Below are 20853 nucleotides of genomic sequence, written 5' to 3'. Positions count from 1 at the left end.
CAATGCAATCGGCTCTAGGGGCGGGGCATGGATATTCCCGGCCTTCCCGCCCGCCGCGCCGCGCTCAAGCTGCTCGATGCCGTCCTGCGTCGGGGCGAAACGCTCGACCAGGCCGCGCACAATGCCGTTCAGGGCATTGCCGCCGATGCCGACCGGCAGCTCGCCCGCGCCATCGCCGCCGAGGCGCTGCGCTGGCTGCCCGATCTCGACGCCCTGATCGACAGCGCCACCCGCGAGCCTTTGCCGGACGATGCCAAGCCGCGCGCCGTGCTGCGGCTGATGCTGGCCCAGTGGCTGCGGCTGGGCACGCCGCCCCATGCCGTGGTGGCCACTGCCCTGCCGCTGCTGATGGGCGGGCCGAAGCGGCTGGCGCACGGGGTTTTCGCCACGCTCACCCGGCGAGAGGCGAGCCTGCCCGCCCATCCGAGCCTGCCGGCCGCGGTGGCCGCGCGCTGGGGGGATCGCGCCGGGGCGATTGCCGCCGCCCTGGCCCTGCCGCCCGCGCTTGATCTCACCCTCAAGGATGCGGGCGAGACCGCGCAATGGGTCGAGCGGCTGGGCGGCCTGTCGCTGGCGCCGGGCCATGTGCGCCTGCCGCGCGGCGAGGCGGTGGAGCGGCTGCCCGGCTTTGGCGAGGGCGCGTGGTGGGTCCAGGACCTGGCGGCGAGCCTGCCGGCGCGGCTGCTGGGGCCGGGCGCCGGCACGGCGCTGGACCTGTGCGCCGCGCCGGGCGGCAAGGCGCTGCAACTGGCCGCCGCCGGCTGGCAGGTGACCGCGCTCGATGCCAGCGCCAAGCGGCTGGAGCGGCTGCGCGACAATTTCGCGCGGATGGCCCTGCCGGTTGAAGTGGTGGTGGCCGATGTGCAGGATTGGGAGCCGCAGGAGCGGTTCGATGCCATCCTGCTCGATGCGCCGTGCACCGCCACCGGCACCTGCCGCCGCCATCCCGACGTGCTGCATCGCATCACCCCGACCCATATTCGCGGCATGGCCGAATTGCAGCAGCGCCTGCTGGCGCGCACCGCCGGCTGGCTGAACCCGGGCGGGCGGCTGGTCTATGCGGTCTGTTCGCAGGAGCGCGAGGAGGGCGAGGATATCGCCGCCGGGGTGGCACTGACCCCGCTGCCGATCAGGGCGGAGGAACTGCCCGCAGGCCTTTCCCCCACGCCGGAAGGCTGGCTGCGGACCGATCCCGGGATGCTGCCCGAGGCGGGCGGGCTGGACGGGTTCTTCATCGCCCGCTGGCAGGCGTAGGCATCGTTGCGCTGACGGGGAAGCGGCACCAGCCCGCCCCTGTTTCCGCAAACGGAAACAGAAGCTAGCGCCCGCCGAAGCCGCAGACCGGGCACGGCGGGGGCGAGGGAACCCGTCCGTCCGTGCCCGCTGTCCGGCGCGGGGTCCAGCTCTGGCCACACCGTTCGCACAGGGCTGGCGAAAGCAGGGCGCGCAGGGCTTCGACAATCCTCATGCCAGCGCGCTCCCGGCCGGTTCGTGCGACCGGACGACTTGGCCGCCCTGCTGGCGGGCGCCGATCGCGGCCCCGATCAGGATCAGCGCCGGCCCGGCGCCAAGGCTGGCCATGGCGGCAAGCGGCAGGAGGTCGAGCCTTGTGGTGATCACCTGCTCGCCCGGGCAGGAGGCGTTCTCGATCAGGGCGACGGGGGTTTCGGGCGGCATTCCGGCCCCGATCAGGCCTTGCGATACCGCGCCGGCCGCCGCCTTGCCCATGTAGACCGCCAGCGTTGCCGCCGGATCGGCGAGCGACTGCCAATCGAGCGCGAGGGCTTCGTCGCCCCTGGCGTGAGCGGTGACGAAGGTCAGCTTGCGGGCCAGTCCGCGCAGGGTCAGCGACTGGCCGAGGGTGGCCGCCGCCGCGCTGGCGGCGGTGATCCCGGGGCAGATCGCCACCGGCACGCCCGCGGCCTGGCAGGCGGTGAGTTCCTCCTCGGCGCGGGCGAAGATCGCCGGATCGCCGCCCTTGAGGCGCACCACCCGTTCGCCGGCCAGCGCGGCCTCGACGATCAGGCTGTCGATCGTGGCCTGGTCCTTCGAATGGCGGCCCGAGCGCTTGCCGACATGGACCAGCCTTGCCTGCGGCCCGGCGAGGTCGAGCACGCCGGGGCCGACCAGCGCATCGTGGAACACCGCCGTGGCCGCCTTGATCAGCCGTTCGGCCTTGCGGGTGAGCAGCTCGGGATCGCCCGGGCCGGCGCCGACCAGCCAGACCATGCCATTGGGGAAGTCGGCCGAATCGCCCTGGGTTTGCCGAATGGTCATTCCGCGGCCTCCTTTTCCGGGGTGAGCGCCGCCTCGAGCAGGCGGGCGATGGCCGGGCGGCACGAGCCGCAATTGGTTCCGGCGCAGGTTTCCGTGCCAATGGCCTCCACCGTGGCCGCGCCGCACAGGGCGGCCTCGCGGATCTGGTTGGCGCCCACGCCATGGCAGACGCAGACGATCGGCCCGCGATCGGCCTGGGGCTTGGCGGGACGGGCGGCGAGCAGTTCGCGGGTATCGGCCGCGGTGCTGGCCAGCTGGCCCGCCACCCAGTCACGCGCGGGCAGTTCGCCGGTGCGGGTGAGGTAGCAGGCGGCCAGCAGCGCGCCATCGGCGCCGCGCACCACGATGCGGCGCATCCCCCGCGCCATGTCCACCGCTTCGAGCCAGTCGCCTTCGGGCAGGACCAGGGCCAGATCGAGCGCCTCTTCGCCGGCCAGTTCATGGAGCCAGCCGCCGGCCACCCGCGCGCGCGACCACCACAGCAACGGCGGCAGCGCCACTTCGGTGCGGCTGACGAGGAAGGCGCGCCATTGCGGGGCGACCGCTTCCACCCGGGCGGGCGTATCCTTGAAGCCGGGCTGGCCCGAGAGCGGATCGGTTTCCTGCAGCGGCAGGCGATTGGCCCGGCCGCCGCTGGCCATCTCGTCGGTCCAGTGCATCGGCACGAACAGGTCGCCCGGCCGCTGGCCGTCGCTGATCGCCACCCGGAACAGGCTTTCGCCCGCCGCCGTGGTGACCCGCGCCAGCCCGCCATCGGCGAGGCCTTCGCGCGCGGCATCGGCGGGGTGCACTTCGAGCAGGGGTTCGCGCCGGTGCTGCGACAGGGTGGGCGAAAGGCCGGTACGGGTCATCGTGTGCCACTGGTCGCGGTAGCGGCCGGTGTTGAGGCGCAAGGGATAGGCCGGATCGTGGGCGATGGGGGCCGGGTGGACGGCGATGAGCCGGGCCTTGCCGCCGGCGTGGCTGGCGCCTTTTGCCAGGGGGTGGGCGCCGCCCCAGATGAACGGTTCGAGCGCATCGAACTCGGCATCGCTCAGGCTCGCCTGGTCGGTGAGATCGAGCTTGCGGCCATGGCGCACGGCAAGCGCGGTCATCGCCGCATATTCGCGGAAGACGGCGGCGTTTCCGGCGAAATCGAAGGCGCGGCCCCAGCCCATGCGGCGGGCGAAATCGCACAGGATCGCCCAGTCGGCGCGGGCCTCGCCGGGCGCTGGGAACAGGGCGCGCTGGCGGCTGACCCGGCGTTCCGAATTGGTCACCGTGCCGTCCTTCTCGCCCCAGGCCAGCGCCGGCAGGCGGATGTGGGCAAGGCGCGCGGTATCGGTATCGGCCATGACATCGGAGACGACCAGGGTTTCGCACCGGGCCAAGGCTTCGCGCACGAAGCCGGCATCGGGCATCGAGACGGCCGGGTTGGTGGCCATGACCCAGAGGAATTTCACCCGGCCATCATGGACCGCGCGGAACAGGTCGACCGCCTTGAGGCCGGGGCCGGCGCAGATGTTGGGGGCGTTCCAGAACATCGCCGCATCGGCGCGTTCCTCGCCCGAGAAGCCGAGGTGGCAGGCCAGGGTGTTGGCCAGACCGCCCACTTCGCGCCCGCCCATGGCATTGGGCTGGCCGGTGATCGAGAAGGGGCCGGCGCCGGCTCGGTTGATCCGGCCGGTGGCGAGGTGAAGGTTGATGATCGCATTGCCCTTGTCGGTCCCGGAGCGCGACTGGTTGGCGCCCTGGCTGAACAGGGTGACCATGCGCGGGTGGGCGGCGACGAGATCGGCAAGGGCGGCGAAGGTGGCGTGGGGGACGCCGGGATCGCGGGCGGCGAGGCCATCAACAAAGCCTTCCGGCACCTCGCAGCGGTTCGCCAGGAAGGCGGTATCGAGGAGCCCCCGATCGCGCATCTCGGCCAAGAGGGCATTGAACAGGGCCACGTCGCCATCGGGGGCTACGGCCACGTGGAGATCGGCCTGTTCGGCGGTTTCGGTGCGGCGCGGATCGATGACCACCAGTTTCGTGCCGCGCGCGGCGCGGGCCGCCTCGATCCGCTGCCAGACGACCGGGTGGCACCAGGCGGTGTTGGAGCCGACCAGCAGGATCAGGTCGGCCTCGTCGAGATCGTCATAGGTGCAGGGGACCAGGTCCTCGCCGAAGGCGCGGTTGTGGGCGGCGACGGCGCTGGCCATGCACAGGCGGCTGTTGGTATCGATGTTGGCGCTGCCGATGAAGCCCTTCATCAGCTTGTTGGCGACGTAGTAATCCTCGGTGAGGAGCTGGCCCGAGACGTAGAAGGCCACGCTGTCCGGCCCGTGTTCGGCGATGGTGGCGCGCATCCGGGCGGCGGCGAGATCGAGCGCCTCGTCCCAGCCGGCATGGGCCTTGCCGATCATCGGGTGGAGCAGGCGGCCTTCCAGGCCCACCGTTTCGCCCAGGTGCGTGCCCTTGGAGCACAGCTTGCCGAAATTGGCCGGGTGCTCGGGGTCGCCGGCGATCCGCACCGTGCGCTCGCCGGTGACTTCGGCGCGGATGCCGCAGCCGACACCGCAATAGGCACAGGTGGTGCGGATCGCGCGCGCCATCGCCTCAGGCCACCTTGGCCGGGGGCGTGCCGCCGCCGAGCACGGCCTCGCGCAGCAGGTAGATGCGCCCGGCATCGACCCTGAGCGGGATGGTCGGCACGCAGCCGTCATCGTCGCCCAGCGCCTTGCCGGTCTTGAGCGAGATGTTCCACGCGTGCAGCGGGCAGGTGACGACATCGCCGTGGACGATCCCCTGCGAGAGCGGGCCGGCCTTGTGCGGGCAGCGGTTGACCAAGGCGAAGAAGCGGTTGTCGAGCGTGTGGAACACGGCGATCTCCTCGCCTCCGCGCACCGGCAGGGTCCGGGCATTGCCCGGCGAAATCTGGCTCACCGGGCCGATATCGAGCCAATCGCCAATCATTTCGCGAACTCCATCTGCTGCACGTTGGTGGGGAAGGGGCGCACTTCGGCCATGTGCTGGTGCAGTTCCGCATCGCGCCCGGCCGCGCGTTCGGCCCAGGGGTCGGACTGCATGAACTGTTGCGAATGGCGGAAGCGGGCGGCGAGGGTGGCGACCGTTTCGGGCTGGTCGAACAGGGCGCTCTTCACGCTTTCGAGGCCCACCCGCTCGATCCACGGCGCGGTGCGTTCCAGGTAGTGCGCCTGTTCGCGGTAGAGCTGGATGAAGGCCGAGCAGACCTCCATCGCCTCGTCTTCGGTTTCGACCTTGCACAACAGGTCGGTGGCGCGGACCTTGATCCCGCCGTTGCCGCCGACGTGCAGCTCGTAGCCGCTATCGACGCAGACCACGCCGAAGTCCTTGATCGTGGCCTCGGCGCAATTGCGCGGGCAGCCCGAGACGGCGATCTTGAACTTGTGGGGCATCCACGAGCCCCAGGTCATCCGCTCGATCTTGACGCCGAGGCCGGTGGAATCCTGGGTTCCGAAGCGGCACCATTCGGAACCGACGCAGGTCTTCACGGTGCGAAGGCTCTTGCCGTAGGCGTGGCCCGAGACCATCCCGGCGGCATTGAGATCGGCCCAGACGGCGGGCAGGTCTTCCTTCTTGATCCCGAAGATGTCGAGTCGCTGGCCGCCGGTGACCTTGACCATCGGCGCGTTGTACTTCTCCACCACGTCGGCGATGGCGCGCAGTTCGGTCGGGTTGGTGAGGCCGCCCCACATCCGCGGGACCACCGAATAGGTGCCGTCCTTCTGGATGTTGGCGTGCATCCGTTCGTTGACGAAGCGGCTGTGCTGTTCGTCCTCGTATTCGCCCGGCCAGGCGCAGAGCAGGTAGTAGTTGAGCGCCGGGCGGCACGAGGCGCAGCCATGCGGCGTGGTCCAGTGCAGTTCCTGCATGACCTGGGGGATGGCCTTGAGGTCCTTTTCGAGGATCAGGCGGCGCACGTCGTCATGCGTGAAGCTGGTGCACTTGCACAGCGATTTCGGGCCGGACTGGACCTCGTCGCCCAGCGTCAGCGCGAGCAGGCTTTCCACGAGGCCCGTGCACGAGCCGCAGGAGGCCGAGGCCTTGCACTGCGAGCGCACCGCATCGAGGCTGCAAGCACCCTGCTGGATGGTTGCAACGACCTTGCCCTTGGAAACGCCGTTGCAACCGCAGATTTCGGCATCGTCCGAAAGGGCGGCAACGGCGGCATTAGGGTTTGCAAGGGCGCCCCCCCCGGCGCCGCCCGCCGCGAAGGCCTGGCCGAAGATCAGCGCCTCGCGGATGGACGAGACGTCCTCGCCCTTCTTGAGCAGGTCGAAGTACCAGGCGCCATCGGCGGTATCGCCATAGAGCACCGCGCCGACCAGCCGATCGTCCTTGACGATCACGCGCTTGTAGATCCCGCGCGCGGCATCGCGCATGACGATGTCTTCCGCGCCGTCGCCGCCCGAGAAATCGCCGGCCGAGAACAGGTCGATCCCCGAGACCTTGAGCTTGGTGGAGGTGACCGAGCCGGCATAGCCGCTGGGGCTGCCGACCGCGTGATCGGCCAGTGAGCGGCACATATCCCACAGCGGGGCGACCAGGCCATAGCAGGTGCCGCGGTGCTGGACGCATTCGCCCACGGCCATGATGGCCGGGTCCGAGGTGACCATGTGATCATCGACCACGATGCCGCGTTCGACTTCGAGGCCGGCAGCGCGGGCCAGCGTGGTGGCGGGGCGGATGCCGACCGCCATGACCACGATGTCGGCCGGAAATTCGCGCCCGTCCTTGAGCTTGACGCCGGTCACGTGGCCATCGGTGCCCAGGATCTCGGCGGTATCGCCGCCGGTGACGATGGTCTGGCCGCGGCGCTCCAGTTCGCTCTTGAGCAGGTAGCCGGCGGCCTCGTCGAGCTGGCGCTCCATCAGGGTGGGCATCAGGTGGACGACAGTGACCTGCATTCCGCGCAGCGCCAGGCCATGGGCGGCTTCGAGGCCGAGCAGGCCGCCGCCGATGACCACCGCGCTGCCGCCGTTTTCAGCCGCCGCCAGCATCCGGTCGACGTCGTCGAGATCGCGGAAGGTGACCACGCCGGGCAGATCGTGGCCGGGAACCGGGATGATGAACGGATCGGAGCCGGTGGCGATCAGCAGGCGGTCATAGGCCTCGGTGCGACCCGAGCGGGTGACCACGGTCTGGCCAGCGCGGTCGATCGCCACGACCGGATCCCCGGAAACCAGGGTGATGCCGTTGTCCTCGTACCATTCGGGACCGTTGATCACGATGTCCTCGAAGGTCTTTTCGCCGGCGAGGACGGGCGAGAGCATGATCCGGTTGTAGTTGACCCGGGGTTCGGCGCCGAAGATGGTGACCGCGTAGCGCGCGGGATCGCGGGCGAGCACTTCCTCGACCGCGCGGCAGCCGGCCATGCCATTGCCGATGACCACCAGCCGTTCGAGCTGGGCCTGGCCGGAACCGGAGGAGGGAAAGGATACGGGCGCGTTCAACGGTCTTCTCCTGAAACCCGCGCACAACACAAAAAAGCCGCCTCGGACCGCCCCTTGCAGGATCGGTACGGGCGGCTGCATTGCCACGCGTCTGTCGATTGTCGGGCGGGGGTGCTGATCCGCCCGGCCTTGGGCGGCACTTCCTGCCTTCGAGGCCGAGACTATGTGATTCGGCCCCTCCCTGGCAAGTGTTTTTTGCAGTGCAGCATGAATTGGTGGCCGCCCCGGCCCCGGGGGCCGGGACGGCCTTGCCTCAGTAGGCCAGTTCGAGCTGGAGCCAGAACTTGGCGGTATCCACGCTGAACTTGTCGGCGTTGTAGTTCGCATACTTGGCGAGCAGGTTGGCCCGGCCCAGCTTGAAGCCGAGGCTGGCATCCCATTCGTTGCCATAGTGGACCGAGCCGGCATCGCTTTCGAAGCGGTGATAGGTGACCGCGGCATTCAGCCCGGGCAGCGCCTTCACCTGGGCGAACTTCCAGGTCACGCCGCCATACCAGTCTTCAAGGCCGGCCGCAGGCGTGGTCAGGAACAGGTCGGCCCAGCCGTTGAACTTGTGGAGGGTGGCCATCGGGGTCTGGAAGGCGCGGGTGCCATTGCCGCCCAGCTTTTCATAGCCGGCGGTGGCGCCAAAGCCGTTGGCCAGAGCCAGGCCTGCCTCGCCGGCGAGATAGCTTACCGCATAGTTGGCGGGGTTCTGCTTCCAGTCGGACTGGCGGGCATAGCTGGCCGCAAGGTTGACCTTGGTCTTGCCGGCGAGCGGCAGGGCGGCGGTGACCCGCACGCCATAGGTCTGGGTATCGGCGTTGGGCGCGGCCAGCGTGCCGACCTGTTCGGCGGGATTGTAGTCGAGCAGGTAGGCGAAGGCCTTGGCCTGGACCGGCCCCTGCTTCACGCCCGCGCCGAGGAACCAGAACTTGCCGTCATAGGCAAGGCGCGGCCCGGCATCGAAGCCGAGGATGGTGCGCTGGGCCGTGGCGAAGGTGCCGTCGAGCGAAACGGGGCCGAGGCTGGCCTCGACGCGGCCGGCATCGAAGGTCTGTTCGTTCTGGCGCCAGCCGACGCTGCCCACGAAGCGCTGGTCATCGAGGTTGATGCGCTGGCGGCCCACGGTGAGGGTGAGGGGCTTGGACTTGTATTGCAGCTGGATCCGGTTGAGCTCGATGTTCATCGGATCGGCCACCACCGCAAAGCCGGGGCGGCGCTGGGTGTCGGCAATCGGGAAGGCGAAGGCGTTGTAGTGATCGACGATCGCCAGGGTGCCTTCCGCCTCGGCGAGGAAGGCGAGGCCCGAGCTGTGTTTCAGCTCGGCCCCGGCGCGCAGGCGCAGGGTTACCGCATCGGCATCGAGCGTGGGCGTGGTGACGTTTTCCCAGCGCAGCCGGCCATCGACGATCGGATCGAGGGTGAGCCCTTCGCCCACCTTCACCGGATCGCCGGGCGCGGCCAGAGCGGCCGAGGCGCAGGCCATCGTCAGCGGCAGCGCGAGCAGCGCCGCCACGGTCTTGCATTTCCCCATTGTCTTACTCCCTGATTGGAATCCCTTGCCAATCAGGCCTCCTCTCCCGGAGGGTTCTTGTCAGGCCGCTTTGGCGCCCGGCCCGTGATCATATTCGGCAAGGAAGTGCAGGACTTCCTGGCGGTAGGCATAGAACTGCGGATCCTTGAGCAAGGTCTTGCGATCGCGCGGGCGCGGCAGATCGACCTTGAGCACCTTGCCGATCGTGGCGTTCGGCCCATTGGTCATCATCACCACGCGATCGGCCAGCAGGATCGCCTCGTCGACATCGTGGGTCACCATGATCGCGGTGACCTTGGTGCGGTTCCAGACCTCCACCAGCACGTCCTGCAGGTCCCAGCGGGTGAGGCTGTCGAGCATTCCGAAGGGTTCGTCGAGCAGGAGCAGGCGCGGCGAGAGGGCGAAGGCGCGGGCAATGCCCACGCGCTGGCGCATCCCGTTCGACATTTCGGCGGCCAGCTTGTCGCGCGCATCGCCCAGGCCCACGCGATCGAGGTAATAGTCGATGATTTCGCGCCGTTCCGCCCGGCTGGCATGGGGATAGACCCGCTCCACGCCGAGTGCCACGTTCTGCCGCGCGGTCAGCCAGGGCATCAGGCTGGGAGCCTGGAACACCACGGCCTTGTCCGGCCCGGCGGCATCGACTTCGCGGTTGTCGAGCACGATCGCGCCCTTGCTGATCGCGTTGAGCCCCGAGGCCATGGTCAGCACGGTGGACTTGCCGCAGCCCGAGTGGCCGATCAGCGAGATGAATTCGCCCTTGTCCATCAAGAGGTTGAAGTTCTCCACCACGGTCAGCGGCCCCTTGGGGGTGGGGTAGACCTTGTGGAGGTTGTAAAATTCCAGATAGCGCCGGGCGTTGTTGCCCCGGGCGGCATCGACATAGGCCTTGGGCAGGGGCGCGAGGTCGAGCGGGGTGACCTCGGGCAGGCGTTCGGCGCTGTTCGCGTCCGCATGGGCGGCCCCGCTTACCAGCGAACCGAGATAGTCCACGATCTGCGTTCGCAGCGCCTGGAATTCGGCGCTGTCGTTGACCGCCTCGCGGTCGCGCGGGCGGGGCAGGCTCACGTCGAACACGCGCCCGATGGTCGCCGAGGGGGCCGGGGTAAGCACGGCCACCCGGTCGGCCAGCAGCAGTGCCTCGTCGACATCATTGGTGACGAGGAGAATGGTCCGCTTCTCCTCGTCCCTGATCCGCTCGATCTCGTCCTGCAGCTTGGCGCGGGTGAGGGCGTCCAGCGCGCTGAGGGGTTCATCGAGCAGCAGGATTTCCGGTTCCATGGCGAGCGCCCGGGCCACGGCCACGCGCTGGCGCATCCCGCCCGAAAGCTGGGCCGGCTTGCGGTCCATAGCATGGCCAAGCCCGACCAGTTCGACCTTCTGGCGCACCAGCGCCTTGCGCTGCGCCGCGCTGCGATCCTTGTGCACCGCATCGACCGCCAGGGCGACGTTCTGTTCCACGGTCAGCCAGGGAAACAGCGAATAGGACTGGAAGACGAGGCCGCGATCCTTGCCGGGGCCATTGACCGCCTGGCCCTTGAGCAGGATCTCGCCGCCATCGGGTTCGACCAGCCCGGCAATGGCCGAGATCAGCGTGGTCTTGCCCGCGCCCGAGAAGCCGAGGATGGCGATGAATTCGCCTTCCCGGACATCGAGGTCGATTCCGCCGAGCACCTCGGTGATCCCGCCGGTCTTGCCCTCGTAGCGCTTGGAAACGTTCTTCAGCGAAAGGATGTCGGCCATGTGCGGCGCTCCTGGCATGAGATGGGGCCTGGCATGAGATGTGGCCTTGGGGGGACAGGCTGGGGCGGATCAGATCGTGCGGTTGCGCGAGACGAAGGCCTGGAGGGCCATCATGATCCGGTCGAGCGCGAAGCCGATCACGCCGATGGTCACCACCGCGACCATGATCCGGGCGAGCGACTGCTGGTTGCCGTTCTGGAACTCGTCCCAGACGAACTTGCCCAGGCCCGGGTTCTGCGACAGCATTTCCGCCGCGATCAGCACCATCCAGCCCACGCCCAGCGACAGGCGCATACCGGTGAAGATGAAGGGGAGCGAGGAGGGCAGGACCAGCTTGGTCAGGCGCTGCACCCACGACAGCTTGAGCACGCGGCCCACGTTGATCAGGTCCTTGTCGATCGAGGCCGTGCCGATCGCGGTGTTGATCAGGGTTGGCCAGAGCGAGCAGAGCATGACCACCACGGCCGAGATCACGAAGCTCTTGGGCATGGCCGGATCATCGCCGGTCATCGAGGCGGAGATCACCATGGTGACGATCGGCAGCCAGGCCAGCGGGCTGATCGGGCGCATGATCTGGACCAGCGGGTTGATTGCGGCGTTGAACCGCTTCGACATCCCGGCGATCAGGCCGAGCGGCACGGCGACGAGGCTGGCAAGGACGAAGCCCATGCCGACCGTCTTGAGCGAGGTGAAGATCTGGTCGACGAAGGTGGGGGCGCCCGACCAGGTGCCGCCGGCCGCCTCGGCCGCTGCCGCCTCGGCGCGGGCGGCCGAATATTCGCCGAGCAGGCCGGTGAAGGCGGTCCACACGTCGCCGGGGCCGGGCAGGGTGCCCAGCGAGGTGGTCACCCGCGGGGCCAGCAGCGCCCACAGGCCGAGGAACGCGGCGACGCCGATGAAGGGCGGCCAGGCGTCGTCGTAGATCTTGCGGGCGGAGGGCAGCTTGATCCCGTTGGGGAGTAACCGGCCCAACGCCGTCCGCCCCGGCCGGGGGGCGGGCTCTGGCACGACGGTCACCGCGGGATCGATCGCCAGATCGCCCGGGGGCGCAATTTCCTGGTCCATCTCGAACTGTTCCTTGCGGATCGGGGTGACAGTCATGCCGGATTCCTTCTGATACGCTAGTTTACTTGACGCCCGCGGGCGTGACCTTCTGGCCGTCCTTCAGCCCGATCGCGAAGGCGGCGGCATAGGCGGCCGGGTGACGGGCGTCGTAGGTCACGCCGTCGATCGCCTTGCGGGCATAGGTGCGGTAGCCATCGGTCTGGGGGAAGTCCTCGGCCCGGGCCTTGCCGGCCGCGACGAGCGCCTTGGCCGCCTGGTCATAGAGATCCGGGCGATAGACCGACTTGATCGTGTCGAAATACCACTGGTCGGGCTTGGCCTCGGCGATCTGGCCCCAGCGGCGCATCTGGGTGAGGTACCAGATGCCGTCCGAATAGTAGGGGTAGCTCGCGCCATCCTTGAAGAACAGGTTGAACTCGGGCGTATCGCGGGTGTCGCCCGCGCCGAAGGTGAACTTGCCGGTCATCGAGGCCATCAGCACGTCCGTGTCGGCGCCGACGTAGTTCGATTTCGCCAGAAGCTTGACCGTTTCCGCGCGGTTCTTGCCGCCCTCGGCATCGATCCATTGCGAGGCGCGGATGAGGGCGCGCAGCAGGGCCTGGACGGTCTTGGGGTTCTTCTGGGCGAAGGCTTCGGTCATGCCGAAAACCTTGTCGGCGGTGGTGCCGGCGATATCGGGATCGACGATGATCGGCACGCCGATCTTCTTCTTTACCGCGGCCTGGTTCCACGGCTCGCCCACCGAATAGCCGCTGATCGTGCCGGCTTCCAGGGTCGAGGGCATCTGCGGCGGCGGTGTGACCGAGAGCTGAACCTCGGCCCCGGTCGTGCCGGCCGTGTCGCCGGGCAGGTAGTAGCCGGGGTTGAGGCCGCCAGCCGCCAGCCAGTAGCGCAGCACGTAGTTGTGGGTGGAGACCGGGAAGACCATGCCCATCTTGAAAGGCTTGCCTTCGGCCTTGTACCTGGCGACGACCGGCTTCAGCGCCGCGGCGGACACCGGCATGATCACCTTGCCGTCCGGCCCCTTGGGCAGGGTGGGGGCGATCTCGCCGTAGACCGCGTTGGAGATGGTCACGGCCTTGCCGTTTATGTCGAGGCTGAAGGGGGTGATCAGCCTGGTCTTGGCGCCGATCCCGGCGCCCGAGGCGAGGATCTGGCCCGCCAGCATATGCGAGGCATCGAGCTGGCCGGAGACCACGCCATCGAGCAGGACCTTCCAGTTGGCCTGCGGCTCGAGGGTGACGTTCAGGCCTTCTTCCGCGAAGAAGCCCTTTTCCTTGGCCACGACCAACGGGGCGATGTCGGTCAGCTTGATGAAGCCCAGCTTGAGGTTCGGCTTCTCGATCCCGTTGGCCGCCGCGATCTTCGCGATTTCACTGTTGTCGGCAGGCGCCTGGGCGCCCTTGCCGCAGCCTGCCAGCGCCACGCTGGCCAGCATGACGGCGATCATCCCCCGTCGCGCGATCCTGAAAGCCGACCTGTTTTCCGTCATGCTCATCTGCCGTCCCCGTCAAGAGCGCGCGAACAACGCAGGAAACCGCCACGATCCGACCCCGTGAAGGGCTGGTTCGGGCGGCGACGTTGCCACGCTATGTTGCTGTGCGAAAACGGTTCGCTGGATCGCCCGACCTTGGGCGGCGCCACCGCTTCCTGTCCCTAGGGGTAAGCGATTCGCTGCTGCAAGTGCAAGAGGTTTTTGCGGTGCAGCAATAATTTCCGCTACGGCAGCCGCGCCAGGTAGCCGGCAAGGTCGTGCGGATCGAAGCTCATGCGATCGAAGAAGCTGTTGTTCTCCATGGTCATGCGGCCCTGCTGGGTGCCGACCGCGGTGAGCCCGGTGAGGCTGCCTTCGACCTTGGAACTGGCCCCCGGCAGCGGTTCGCCGGTGCCGAGCAGGGCGCTGCGATAGACATCCGGGCGGAACACCCGGGCGGCGCGCGCGGCCTCCTCGGCCACGAAGGGTGTGCCTTCCCAGCGGATCATCTGGGTGTAAAGCCATTCGGCCTGGCTGACCCAGGGGAAGTTCGCCGCCTCGCGGTACTGGAACATGAAATCGGGATAGTGGACCGGCTTTCCGCCGGCGACCAGCAGGATGCGATCGGAAATGGCGCGGCGGATCAGTTCGGCCGACCCGTCGAGATATTCCGGCCGGGCTAGGATCGCGGCATTGACCTCCCAGTTGGCCGGATCGACGAAATGGCGGCCGGTGGCGACCAGCGCGCGGACCAGCGCCTCGACATCGTCGCGCCGGTCCTCCAGCACCGGCTCGCGCAGGGCCAGCACCTTTTCGACCCCGCGCCGCCAGATCTGCGCGGTGACCAGCACAATCTGGCCGACCCCGCGTTCCACCGCGACCGAGTTCCACGGCTCGCCCACGCAGATCGCATCGACCTCGCCCGCCTCCAGCGCATCGGCGCAGAACGGCGGGGGCACGGTGGAGATTTCTACTTCGCTGTCGGGTCGGATACCACAGGCCGCCAGCCAGTAGCGCAGCATATAGTTGTGGCTGGAATAGCGGTGGACCACGCCGAAGCGCAGCGGGCGGCCGGCGGCCAGCCGTTCCTGCGCCACCACGCGCAGGGCCGCGCCGACCCTCGCCGGATCGCCCAGCCTGCCCGGCTGGCCCACCCGCGCGGCCAGGTCGGGGCGCATGGTGATCGCATTGCCGTTCAGCCCCAGAACGAAGGGCACCGACAGGGGCTGCGCCGGCCGGCCGCGGCCCAGGGTGGCGGCAATCGGCAGCGGGGCGACCAGGTGGGCCACGTCGGAATGGCCATAGAGCAGCCGGTCGAGCACGGTGGCCCAGCTCATGTCCTTCATGAGGCGCAGGGAAAGCCCCTCGGCCTCGGCAAAGCCATGTTCGCGGGCCAGGATCGGCAAGCAGGCATCGACCAGGGGAAGGAAACCGATGGTCAGTTCAGCAGGCATCAGGTCCCTCCCAGCAGGCGGTGCGCGGTCAGCACGGCCTCGGCGATCTCGGCGATCCGCTTGCCCTGGTTCATTGCGGTCTTGCGGAGTTCGGCATAGGCTTGCGGCTCGGTGAAGCCGCGGCTGTCCATCAGGATGCGCTTGGCCTGATCGATCGACTCGCGCTCGGCCAGCTTGCCCTTGGCTTCGGCAAGATCCTTTTCCAGCCGCGAGAAGGCGCTGAACCGGCGCACGGCGAGATCGAGCAGGGGGCGGATGCGGTGGGCGGCCAGCCCGTCGACCACATAGGCCGAGACCCCGGCATCGACCGAGGCGGCGATGGCCTCCTCGTCGGACTGGTCGACGAACATGGCGATCGGGCGGGCGAGCACGCGGCTGACCGCGAAATATTCCTCGAGCACGTCGCGCGAGGGGTTGCCCAGGTCCATCAGCACGATGTCGGGCGCGATCTCCCCGATCCGGGCGACCAGCCCGCGCCGCTCGGTCAGCACGAACAGCTCGCAATCGTCGAACGCGATGAGCCCCTCGCGAATGATCGCGGCGCGAGAGGCACTTTCATCGACGATGGCGATCCGCATCCCGCACTTGTGCAGCGCAACACGCTGAAACGCAACGGGGGATGCCGGGGAGATCTGCCGCGGATCGGTGCGGATGCGGTGGTGAGCCCTGCTGGGTTCGAACCAGCGACCTACTGATTAAAAGTCAGTTGCTCTACCGACTGAGCTAAGGGCCCCCAATGCCAAGCCGGGGCGAGGTGTGCCGCGGCCTGTCGGGTCAGGGGCGCGGCTTAGGCAGGGGGCGGGGCCGGGTCAAGCGGGCATGAAGGTGCGCGGGGGTCAGGCCGGTCAGCGGATCGCGGGTGATGGCGCCGTGCCGATGCCCCAGGCGGCGCATGGGGGCGAGGACGAAGGCGCGCAGGCGGTAGGCGGGATGGGGGATGACCAGCCGGGGCGAGGCCCAGGCACCGCCGTTCCACAGCACGATATCGAGATCGAGCACCCGCGCGCTCCAGCGCTGGCCGCCCCGGCGCCGGCCGAAGCGCGCCTCGATGGCCTTGAGGCGCGCCAGCATGGCCTCCGGTTCCAGCGCGCTGCCTATGAGGGCTGCGGAATTGGCATAGGTCCTGAGCGAGGGGCCGAGCGGGCGGCTGTCAACCGGGCGTGAGGCGCCGAGCAGGTGCAGGCCTTCGTGGCCGAGCGCGGCGAGGGCCGCCACCAGCACCGCGCGCGGGGGGCCGTGGGCCGGGTGCCGGCGGTTGGAGCCGAGCGCGATCACATAGGTGTGGACGCAGGGGGTGTGCGGGCCGGGGCTGTGGGCGCCGTGGTCCATGGCGCGCGGCTCAGATGTCCTGGCAGATGCGGGTGTAGAGCGGCGGGCGGCGATCGCGGAAGAAGCCCATGCCGGCGCGGTGCCGGGCGGCGCGCGCCAGATCGAGCCGGGCCAGCAGCACGCCGGTTTCCTGTGCGCCGTAGTCGGCAACGAAATCGCCCCATTCGTCGGCGATGAAGCTGTGGCCGTAGAAGCGCTGGCCATCTTCCGTGCCCACGCGGTTGGCGGCGATCACCGGCATACAGTTGGACACGGCATGGCCCAGCATGGCCCGGCGCCACATCCGGCTGGTGTCCAGCTCGGCGTCATAGGGTTCGGTGCCGATGGCGGTGGGGTAGAGCAGGAGTTCGGCGCCCATCAGGGCCATCACCCGCGCGCATTCGGGATACCACTGGTCCCAGCAGATGCCGACCCCGATCCGCGCCGTGCCGCCGGTGCAGGGCACGTCCCAGACCTTGAAGCCATCATTGCCGGGGCGGAAATAGTATTTTTCCTCGTAGCCCGGGCCATCGGGGATGTGGCTCTTGCGGTAGGTTCCCAGGATCGCGCCGTCGGGGCCGATCATGGCGAGGGTGTTGTAGTAGTGGTGGCCGTCGCGCTCGAAGAAGGAAGTGGGGATCGCGATCTTCAGCCGCGCGGCCAGGGCCTGCATGGCCGTGACCGAGGGATGTTCGGCCAGGGGGCGGGCGAGGGCGAACAGGGCTTCGTCCTCCACCTTGCAGAAATAGGGGCCGGAAAACAGCTCGGGCGGCAGGACGATCTGCGCCCCCTGCGCGGCGGCCTGTTCGACCAGCGCGGTGACGGCGGCGATGTTCTCGGCCTCGTCAGCCGAGCCAAGCGGCAATTGCAGGGCGGCGACGGCGATCTGGCGGGCGGCCTGGTGCGCGGTCTGGTTGGCAGTCTCTGGCATGGCTCCCCAGTTAGGGGCCGCGCGGCCCCAAGTCCACCGGACACGATGACATCCGCGCGCCCGCGCCCTATCTAGCGGGCTTGCCGGTGGAGGAGCAGAACATGGCGCAGGGAATTTTCGCGGGCGGGTGCTTCTGGTGCACCGAGGCGGTGTTCCGCGACGTGATCGGGGTGAGCGCGGTCGAAAGCGGCTATATCGGCGGGCAGGTCGCCAACCCGACCTACAAGGCGGTCTGCTCCGGCCAGACCGGCCATGCCGAGGCCATCCGGGTGACCTTCGATCCCGACGTGGTGTCCTATGGCGAACTGCTCGATATGTTCATGGCCACCCACGATCCCACCCAGCTCAACCGCCAGGGCAACGATGTGGGCACCCAGTACCGTTCGGCGATCTTCCCGCTCGATGCCGGACAGCGCGCCGAGGCCGAGGCTGCAATCGCGCGCGCGCAGGAAGAGCGGGCGATCCGGGTGGTCACCACCATCGAGGGGCCGGCCACCTGGTATCCGGCCGAGGACTACCATCAGGAATACTGGGCCGGCGAAGGCCAGCGCAATCCCTATTGCCTGGCGGTGATTCCGCCCAAGCTGGCCAAGCTGCGAAAGGGCTTCGCCGCGCGGGTGAAGGATTGACGGCCCGGTGAGCGCGCGGTTGCGGGCAGGGCCGCGACCGTTTTTCCGGTTTCAGGCGTGTCCGGTTTCGCTGGCCAGCAGGGCCGGGTCGATGCCTTCGGCCCGCCAGGCCGCGCTCCACCGTTCGGCCACCGGGGTGTCGAACAGGATTTCGGGGTGGGCACCGGCCGCGGCCCAGCCGTGTTCGCGCATTTCCTCTTCGAGCTGGCCTTCGCCCCAGCCGGCATAGCCCAGCGCGAACAGCCAGCGCGCCGGCCCGCGCCCCTCGGCGATCGCGCGCAGCACGTCGAGCGAGAACGACAGCGCGCACAGCGGCGTCACGTCCACCGTGCCATGGCCGCCCCAGTCGGTCGAATGAAGGACGAAGCCGCGCTGGGGTTCAACCGGGCCGCCAACCAGAACCTGGGCATCGGGTGCTTCGCCCGGATCGATCCCGGCCTGTTCCAGCACGGCGCGGAACCGCAGCCCCTGGTGAACCCGGCCGATGCCGATGCCCAGGGCGCCATTCTCGTCATGGATGCACATGGCGATGACCGCGCGGGCAAAGCGCGGATCGAACATCCCCGGCATGGCCAGGAGCAGCCGTCCGGCAAGAAAGCGGGCCGTGGTCATCTTCCCAGCCTACGCCACCTTCGCGCGGGAAGGAACCGCGTTCGGCGCAAGGGCTTCGCGGCCCGGCGCGATCACCAGCGCCGCGCGCCAGCCTCGACCAGGGCCGCCAGCCCGCGGATCGCCGGTCGCTCGGCCCGGCCGACCCGCGCCCAGCCTGGTTCGCGCGCGGCGATGACCAGCGGCCCGCGCGCGAAGCGGTCGGGGTTGCCGTTGAGCGAATGGTAATCCGCGCCCTGGCGCAGGCTCTGGCCGTCAAGCCATTGCGGCGGCGCCAGCCCGGCGAGGCCGAGCGCGACCTGGAGCCGCGCGACCTGCCCGCGCGGATCGGCGCAGAGCGCCCGGTAGTCCACCCCCGTCACCTCGCGCTGGCGGGCGAGCCGGGCGGCCAGCCGGTCCACCTTCCACCAGTCCAGCGCGGCGGCGCCCAGGGCCATGCGCTTCATCGCCCGGCCCAGGCCCGGATCGAACTTTTCCGAGCGCCACGACAGGATCACGTCGCGCGGATCGCGGTGCAGGTGGACCAGGCCCACCCGCTCGTCGCAGGCGAGCAGCCAGGCGCGGGGGCCGGCCTTGGAGCTGTCGACCAGGACGGCGGCCCCGGTCATGTCGGAGATCGCCTCGAACAGGCGGAACTGGAGGTGGAGGAAGCGCTTCACCGCCGGATCGGCGCGCAGGGCATCGAGCGAGAAACGCCGCCGGGCCAGATAGCCGGTGCGGCACACGGTTGCTTCAAGAAAGCGCAGTTCGGCGAGGGTCTTGGGGCCGAAGCCCGCGGCATCCACGATCCGTTGCCAGTGCTTGTCAGACGCGAAGGGGCTGCCGCACGAACAGGTGATGGCGCAGGGATCGAGCCGCCACAGGCCGTGCAATTCGCCAAGGGCCGCCACTCCCGGCGCGGAGTGGAAGATCCGTTCCAGCATGGTCGAGCCGCTGCGGCCCGAACCGGAGATGTAAACCACTTTGGCCAGTGCCGCCATTTCCCCCAATCCCTCTGGCGCGGCCCCCCCCTGTGCGCGGTCCCTGCGCGCCGCACCGGTTCGCCGCCCTGGTTCGCCTATGCCCTGTGCGCGGGTCGGGCGGGGCGCAGAATGGTCCGAAGCGGAGCCAATGGGGCACCGGGGCCGAGCGGAACTGCTAGACCGGCGCCATGGGGGAACTTGGCGCCAACCGGCTGGGATTCGTGGAAAGCCTGCGGCTGCTGGCCGCGGCGCTGGTCGTGCTCCAGCACCTGTCCGAACACTATCCCGGCATGGCCGTTCTGGCCGCGGTGCGCGGCGCCGGTCCGGGGCTGCTGGGCGTCTACCTGTTCTTCCTGATCAGTGGCTATGTGGTGCCGATGTCGGTCAAGGGCGGGCTGGTGGCGGGGCCGTTCCTGGTCCGGCGATTGTTCCGCGTCTATCCGGCGCTGCTGGCTGCCTTTGCCCTGGCTTTTCTCCTCGGCGCCGGCGGGGTCCTGCCGGGCTGGGCCTGGCTGGACTCGGCCTCGCTCCGCACCTGGGCGGCCAACCTGGCGCTGGTGCAGGACTATGCCGGCGCCCGCCCGATCCTCGGCGTCACCTGGACCCTGGGGATCGAATTCGCCTGGTATGGCCTGTTCGCCCTTGCCGTCGCGCAGTGGGGGGAAGCGGCTGCGCGGCGGCTGGGCTTGATCCTGCCGGCCCTGCTGCTGGCGCTCTGCGCGGTTTCGCTGGGCCTGGCCATGCGCCTGCCGCTGGGCCGGATCACCTTTCTCTATGCCTGCGTGCTTGGCTTCCTTGCCTTCCGGCATGATCGCGGGCAGCTTTCGCGGGCAGGGCTGCTGGCCCATGGCGGGGGCTTCGTCGTGGTGCTGCTGGTGGTCGATGGGGTCCAGTTCGGGCTGTTTCGCCACGGCGCCATTTCCCTGGCCCAGGTCATCTGGCCCAGCGTGGTGGCCCCGGCGCTGTTCCTGGGCGTGGTCCTCGCCCCGTGCCTGCGCGCCGCGCCGCTGCTGGCGCGCGGCGTGGTTCCGGCATTGGGCGCGGCCAGCTACTCGGTCTATCTCCTCCATCCGCTTGGCATCGCCCTGGGGGACCGGGTGGGCGCCACGCTTGGCCCCATTGCCGGGATCGCGGTGTCGCTTGCCGCCACCGCTCTGCTCGCCCTGCTGGGCTACCGGCTGGTTGAGCGCCCGGGTATTGCCCTTGGCCGCCGCCTGCTCGCCGGCCGCGCGCCGGCCCAACAGCCCGTCCCGGCGCAGGCCAGGCCATGAGCGGCCCCGTGCCAAACGAAGGCGCCCGGGGTGCGGGCGTTCCGGGCGCGGATGCCCCTGGCCGCGCCCGTCTTGCCGCGGCCGGATTTGCCATTCGTCCGCAGCCGGCCGTTCCATCGCCCGGCCCAATGCCTGGCCCAGCGGCTGGCCCGGTG

At 69.3% G+C, this 20853-nt stretch carries 19 protein-coding genes and 1 tRNA gene; 4 read left to right on the top strand and 16 right to left on the bottom strand.

Annotation, left to right across the window (positions count from 1 at the left end; all coding sequences use genetic code 11):
• Nucleotides 1–27: 27 nt before the first annotated feature.
• Complete coding sequence (locus ACFOD9_RS04600) at nt 28–1254, top strand: RsmB/NOP family class I SAM-dependent RNA methyltransferase (protein ID WP_379508908.1); 1227 nt, start codon at nt 28–30, stop codon at nt 1252–1254.
• 64 nt (nt 1255–1318) lie between these two features.
• Here the strand turns inward: ACFOD9_RS04600 and ACFOD9_RS04595 are convergent, their stop codons facing one another.
• From ACFOD9_RS04595 to ACFOD9_RS04555, 9 genes are all read right to left on the bottom strand, one after another.
• Entirely contained in the window at nt 1319–1468 is a 150-nt protein-coding gene (locus ACFOD9_RS04595) for a hypothetical protein (RefSeq protein ID WP_379508907.1), read from the bottom strand.
• Nucleotides 1465–2277 (bottom strand): uroporphyrinogen-III C-methyltransferase, encoded by an 813-nt coding sequence (gene cobA, locus ACFOD9_RS04590; protein WP_379508906.1) that lies wholly within the window; start codon nt 2275–2277, stop codon nt 1465–1467. Before cobA ends, ACFOD9_RS04595 begins: the two co-directional genes overlap by 4 nt.
• Complete coding sequence (locus ACFOD9_RS04585) at nt 2274–4853, bottom strand: nitrate reductase (protein WP_379508905.1); 2580 nt, start codon at nt 4851–4853, stop codon at nt 2274–2276. The genes cobA and ACFOD9_RS04585 overlap by 4 nt, the downstream gene beginning before the upstream one ends.
• Before the next feature lie 4 nt (nt 4854–4857).
• Nucleotides 4858–5214, bottom strand: coding sequence for a nitrite reductase small subunit NirD (nirD, locus tag ACFOD9_RS04580; protein ID WP_379508904.1), 357 nt, complete (start codon nt 5212–5214; stop codon nt 4858–4860).
• Nucleotides 5211–7736, bottom strand: coding sequence for a nitrite reductase large subunit NirB (nirB, locus tag ACFOD9_RS04575; protein WP_379508903.1), 2526 nt, complete (start codon nt 7734–7736; stop codon nt 5211–5213). The genes nirD and nirB overlap by 4 nt, the downstream gene beginning before the upstream one ends.
• A 253-nt stretch (nt 7737–7989) precedes the next feature.
• Nucleotides 7990–9252, bottom strand: a complete 1263-nt coding sequence (locus tag ACFOD9_RS04570) for an alginate export family protein (protein WP_379508902.1) — start codon at nt 9250–9252, stop codon at nt 7990–7992.
• A 60-nt stretch (nt 9253–9312) separates the two neighbouring features.
• A complete protein-coding gene (locus ACFOD9_RS04565; RefSeq protein ID WP_379508901.1) occupies nt 9313–10995 on the bottom strand; it encodes an ABC transporter ATP-binding protein in 1683 nt (560 codons plus the stop codon).
• Between the two features lie 69 nt (nt 10996–11064).
• Nucleotides 11065–12096 carry an ABC transporter permease gene (locus tag ACFOD9_RS04560; RefSeq protein WP_379508900.1) on the bottom strand — a complete coding sequence of 344 codons (1032 nt, stop codon included), beginning with the start codon at nt 12094–12096 and terminating at the stop codon, nt 11065–11067.
• A gap of 25 nt (nt 12097–12121) precedes the next feature.
• Nucleotides 12122–13510: a CmpA/NrtA family ABC transporter substrate-binding protein gene (locus ACFOD9_RS04555; RefSeq protein ID WP_379508899.1), complete on the bottom strand. Its 1389-nt coding sequence runs from the start codon at nt 13508–13510 to the stop codon at nt 12122–12124.
• Between ACFOD9_RS04555 and ACFOD9_RS04550 the strand changes: the two genes are divergently transcribed.
• Nucleotides 13497–13619, top strand: a complete 123-nt coding sequence (locus tag ACFOD9_RS04550; RefSeq protein WP_379508898.1) for a hypothetical protein — start codon at nt 13497–13499, stop codon at nt 13617–13619. The genes ACFOD9_RS04555 and ACFOD9_RS04550 overlap by 14 nt on opposite strands.
• 160 nt (nt 13620–13779) lie before the next feature.
• Here ACFOD9_RS04550 and ACFOD9_RS04545 read toward each other — a convergent pair whose 3' ends face one another.
• From ACFOD9_RS04545 to aguB, 5 genes are all read right to left on the bottom strand, one after another.
• On the bottom strand, nt 13780–14988 hold the full coding sequence (locus ACFOD9_RS04545; RefSeq protein WP_379508897.1) for an ABC transporter substrate-binding protein: 1209 nt from the start codon (nt 14986–14988) through the stop codon (nt 13780–13782).
• Nucleotides 14988–15566, bottom strand: a complete 579-nt coding sequence (locus tag ACFOD9_RS04540) for an ANTAR domain-containing response regulator (protein WP_379508896.1) — start codon at nt 15564–15566, stop codon at nt 14988–14990. Before ACFOD9_RS04540 ends, ACFOD9_RS04545 begins: the two co-directional genes overlap by 1 nt.
• Before the next feature lie 79 nt (nt 15567–15645).
• Nucleotides 15646–15721: transfer RNA gene (locus tag ACFOD9_RS04535), tRNA-Lys, on the bottom strand.
• 41 nt (nt 15722–15762) lie between these two features.
• Complete coding sequence (gene folK / locus ACFOD9_RS04530) at nt 15763–16317, bottom strand: 2-amino-4-hydroxy-6-hydroxymethyldihydropteridine diphosphokinase (RefSeq protein ID WP_379508895.1); 555 nt, start codon at nt 16315–16317, stop codon at nt 15763–15765.
• A gap of 10 nt (nt 16318–16327) precedes the next feature.
• On the bottom strand, nt 16328–17227 hold the full coding sequence (aguB, locus tag ACFOD9_RS04525; protein ID WP_379508894.1) for an N-carbamoylputrescine amidase: 900 nt from the start codon (nt 17225–17227) through the stop codon (nt 16328–16330).
• A gap of 101 nt (nt 17228–17328) precedes the next feature.
• Between aguB and msrA the strand changes: the two genes are divergently transcribed.
• Nucleotides 17329–17856, top strand: a complete 528-nt coding sequence (msrA, locus tag ACFOD9_RS04520; RefSeq protein ID WP_379508893.1) for a peptide-methionine (S)-S-oxide reductase MsrA — start codon at nt 17329–17331, stop codon at nt 17854–17856.
• 51 nt (nt 17857–17907) lie between these two features.
• Here the strand turns inward: msrA and ACFOD9_RS04515 are convergent, their stop codons facing one another.
• Both ACFOD9_RS04515 and ACFOD9_RS04510 read right to left on the bottom strand, forming a co-directional pair.
• On the bottom strand, nt 17908–18468 hold the full coding sequence (locus tag ACFOD9_RS04515) for a YqgE/AlgH family protein (RefSeq protein ID WP_379508892.1): 561 nt from the start codon (nt 18466–18468) through the stop codon (nt 17908–17910).
• 71 nt (nt 18469–18539) lie between these two features.
• On the bottom strand, nt 18540–19445 hold the full coding sequence (locus ACFOD9_RS04510; protein WP_379508891.1) for a sulfotransferase: 906 nt from the start codon (nt 19443–19445) through the stop codon (nt 18540–18542).
• A gap of 170 nt (nt 19446–19615) precedes the next feature.
• On the opposite strand from ACFOD9_RS04510, the gene ACFOD9_RS04505 reads away from it, so the two are divergent.
• Nucleotides 19616–20698, top strand: coding sequence for an acyltransferase family protein (locus ACFOD9_RS04505; RefSeq protein WP_379508890.1), 1083 nt, complete (start codon nt 19616–19618; stop codon nt 20696–20698).
• Nucleotides 20699–20853 lie beyond the last annotated feature (155 nt).

It is taken from the genome of Novosphingobium bradum, assembly GCF_042646485.1.
GTDB classification, from domain to species: Bacteria; Pseudomonadota; Alphaproteobacteria; order Sphingomonadales; family Sphingomonadaceae; genus Novosphingobium; species Novosphingobium bradum.
The sequence above is the reverse complement of the archived record's forward strand: the minus strand, read 5'-3'. Positions and strand labels throughout refer to the sequence as shown.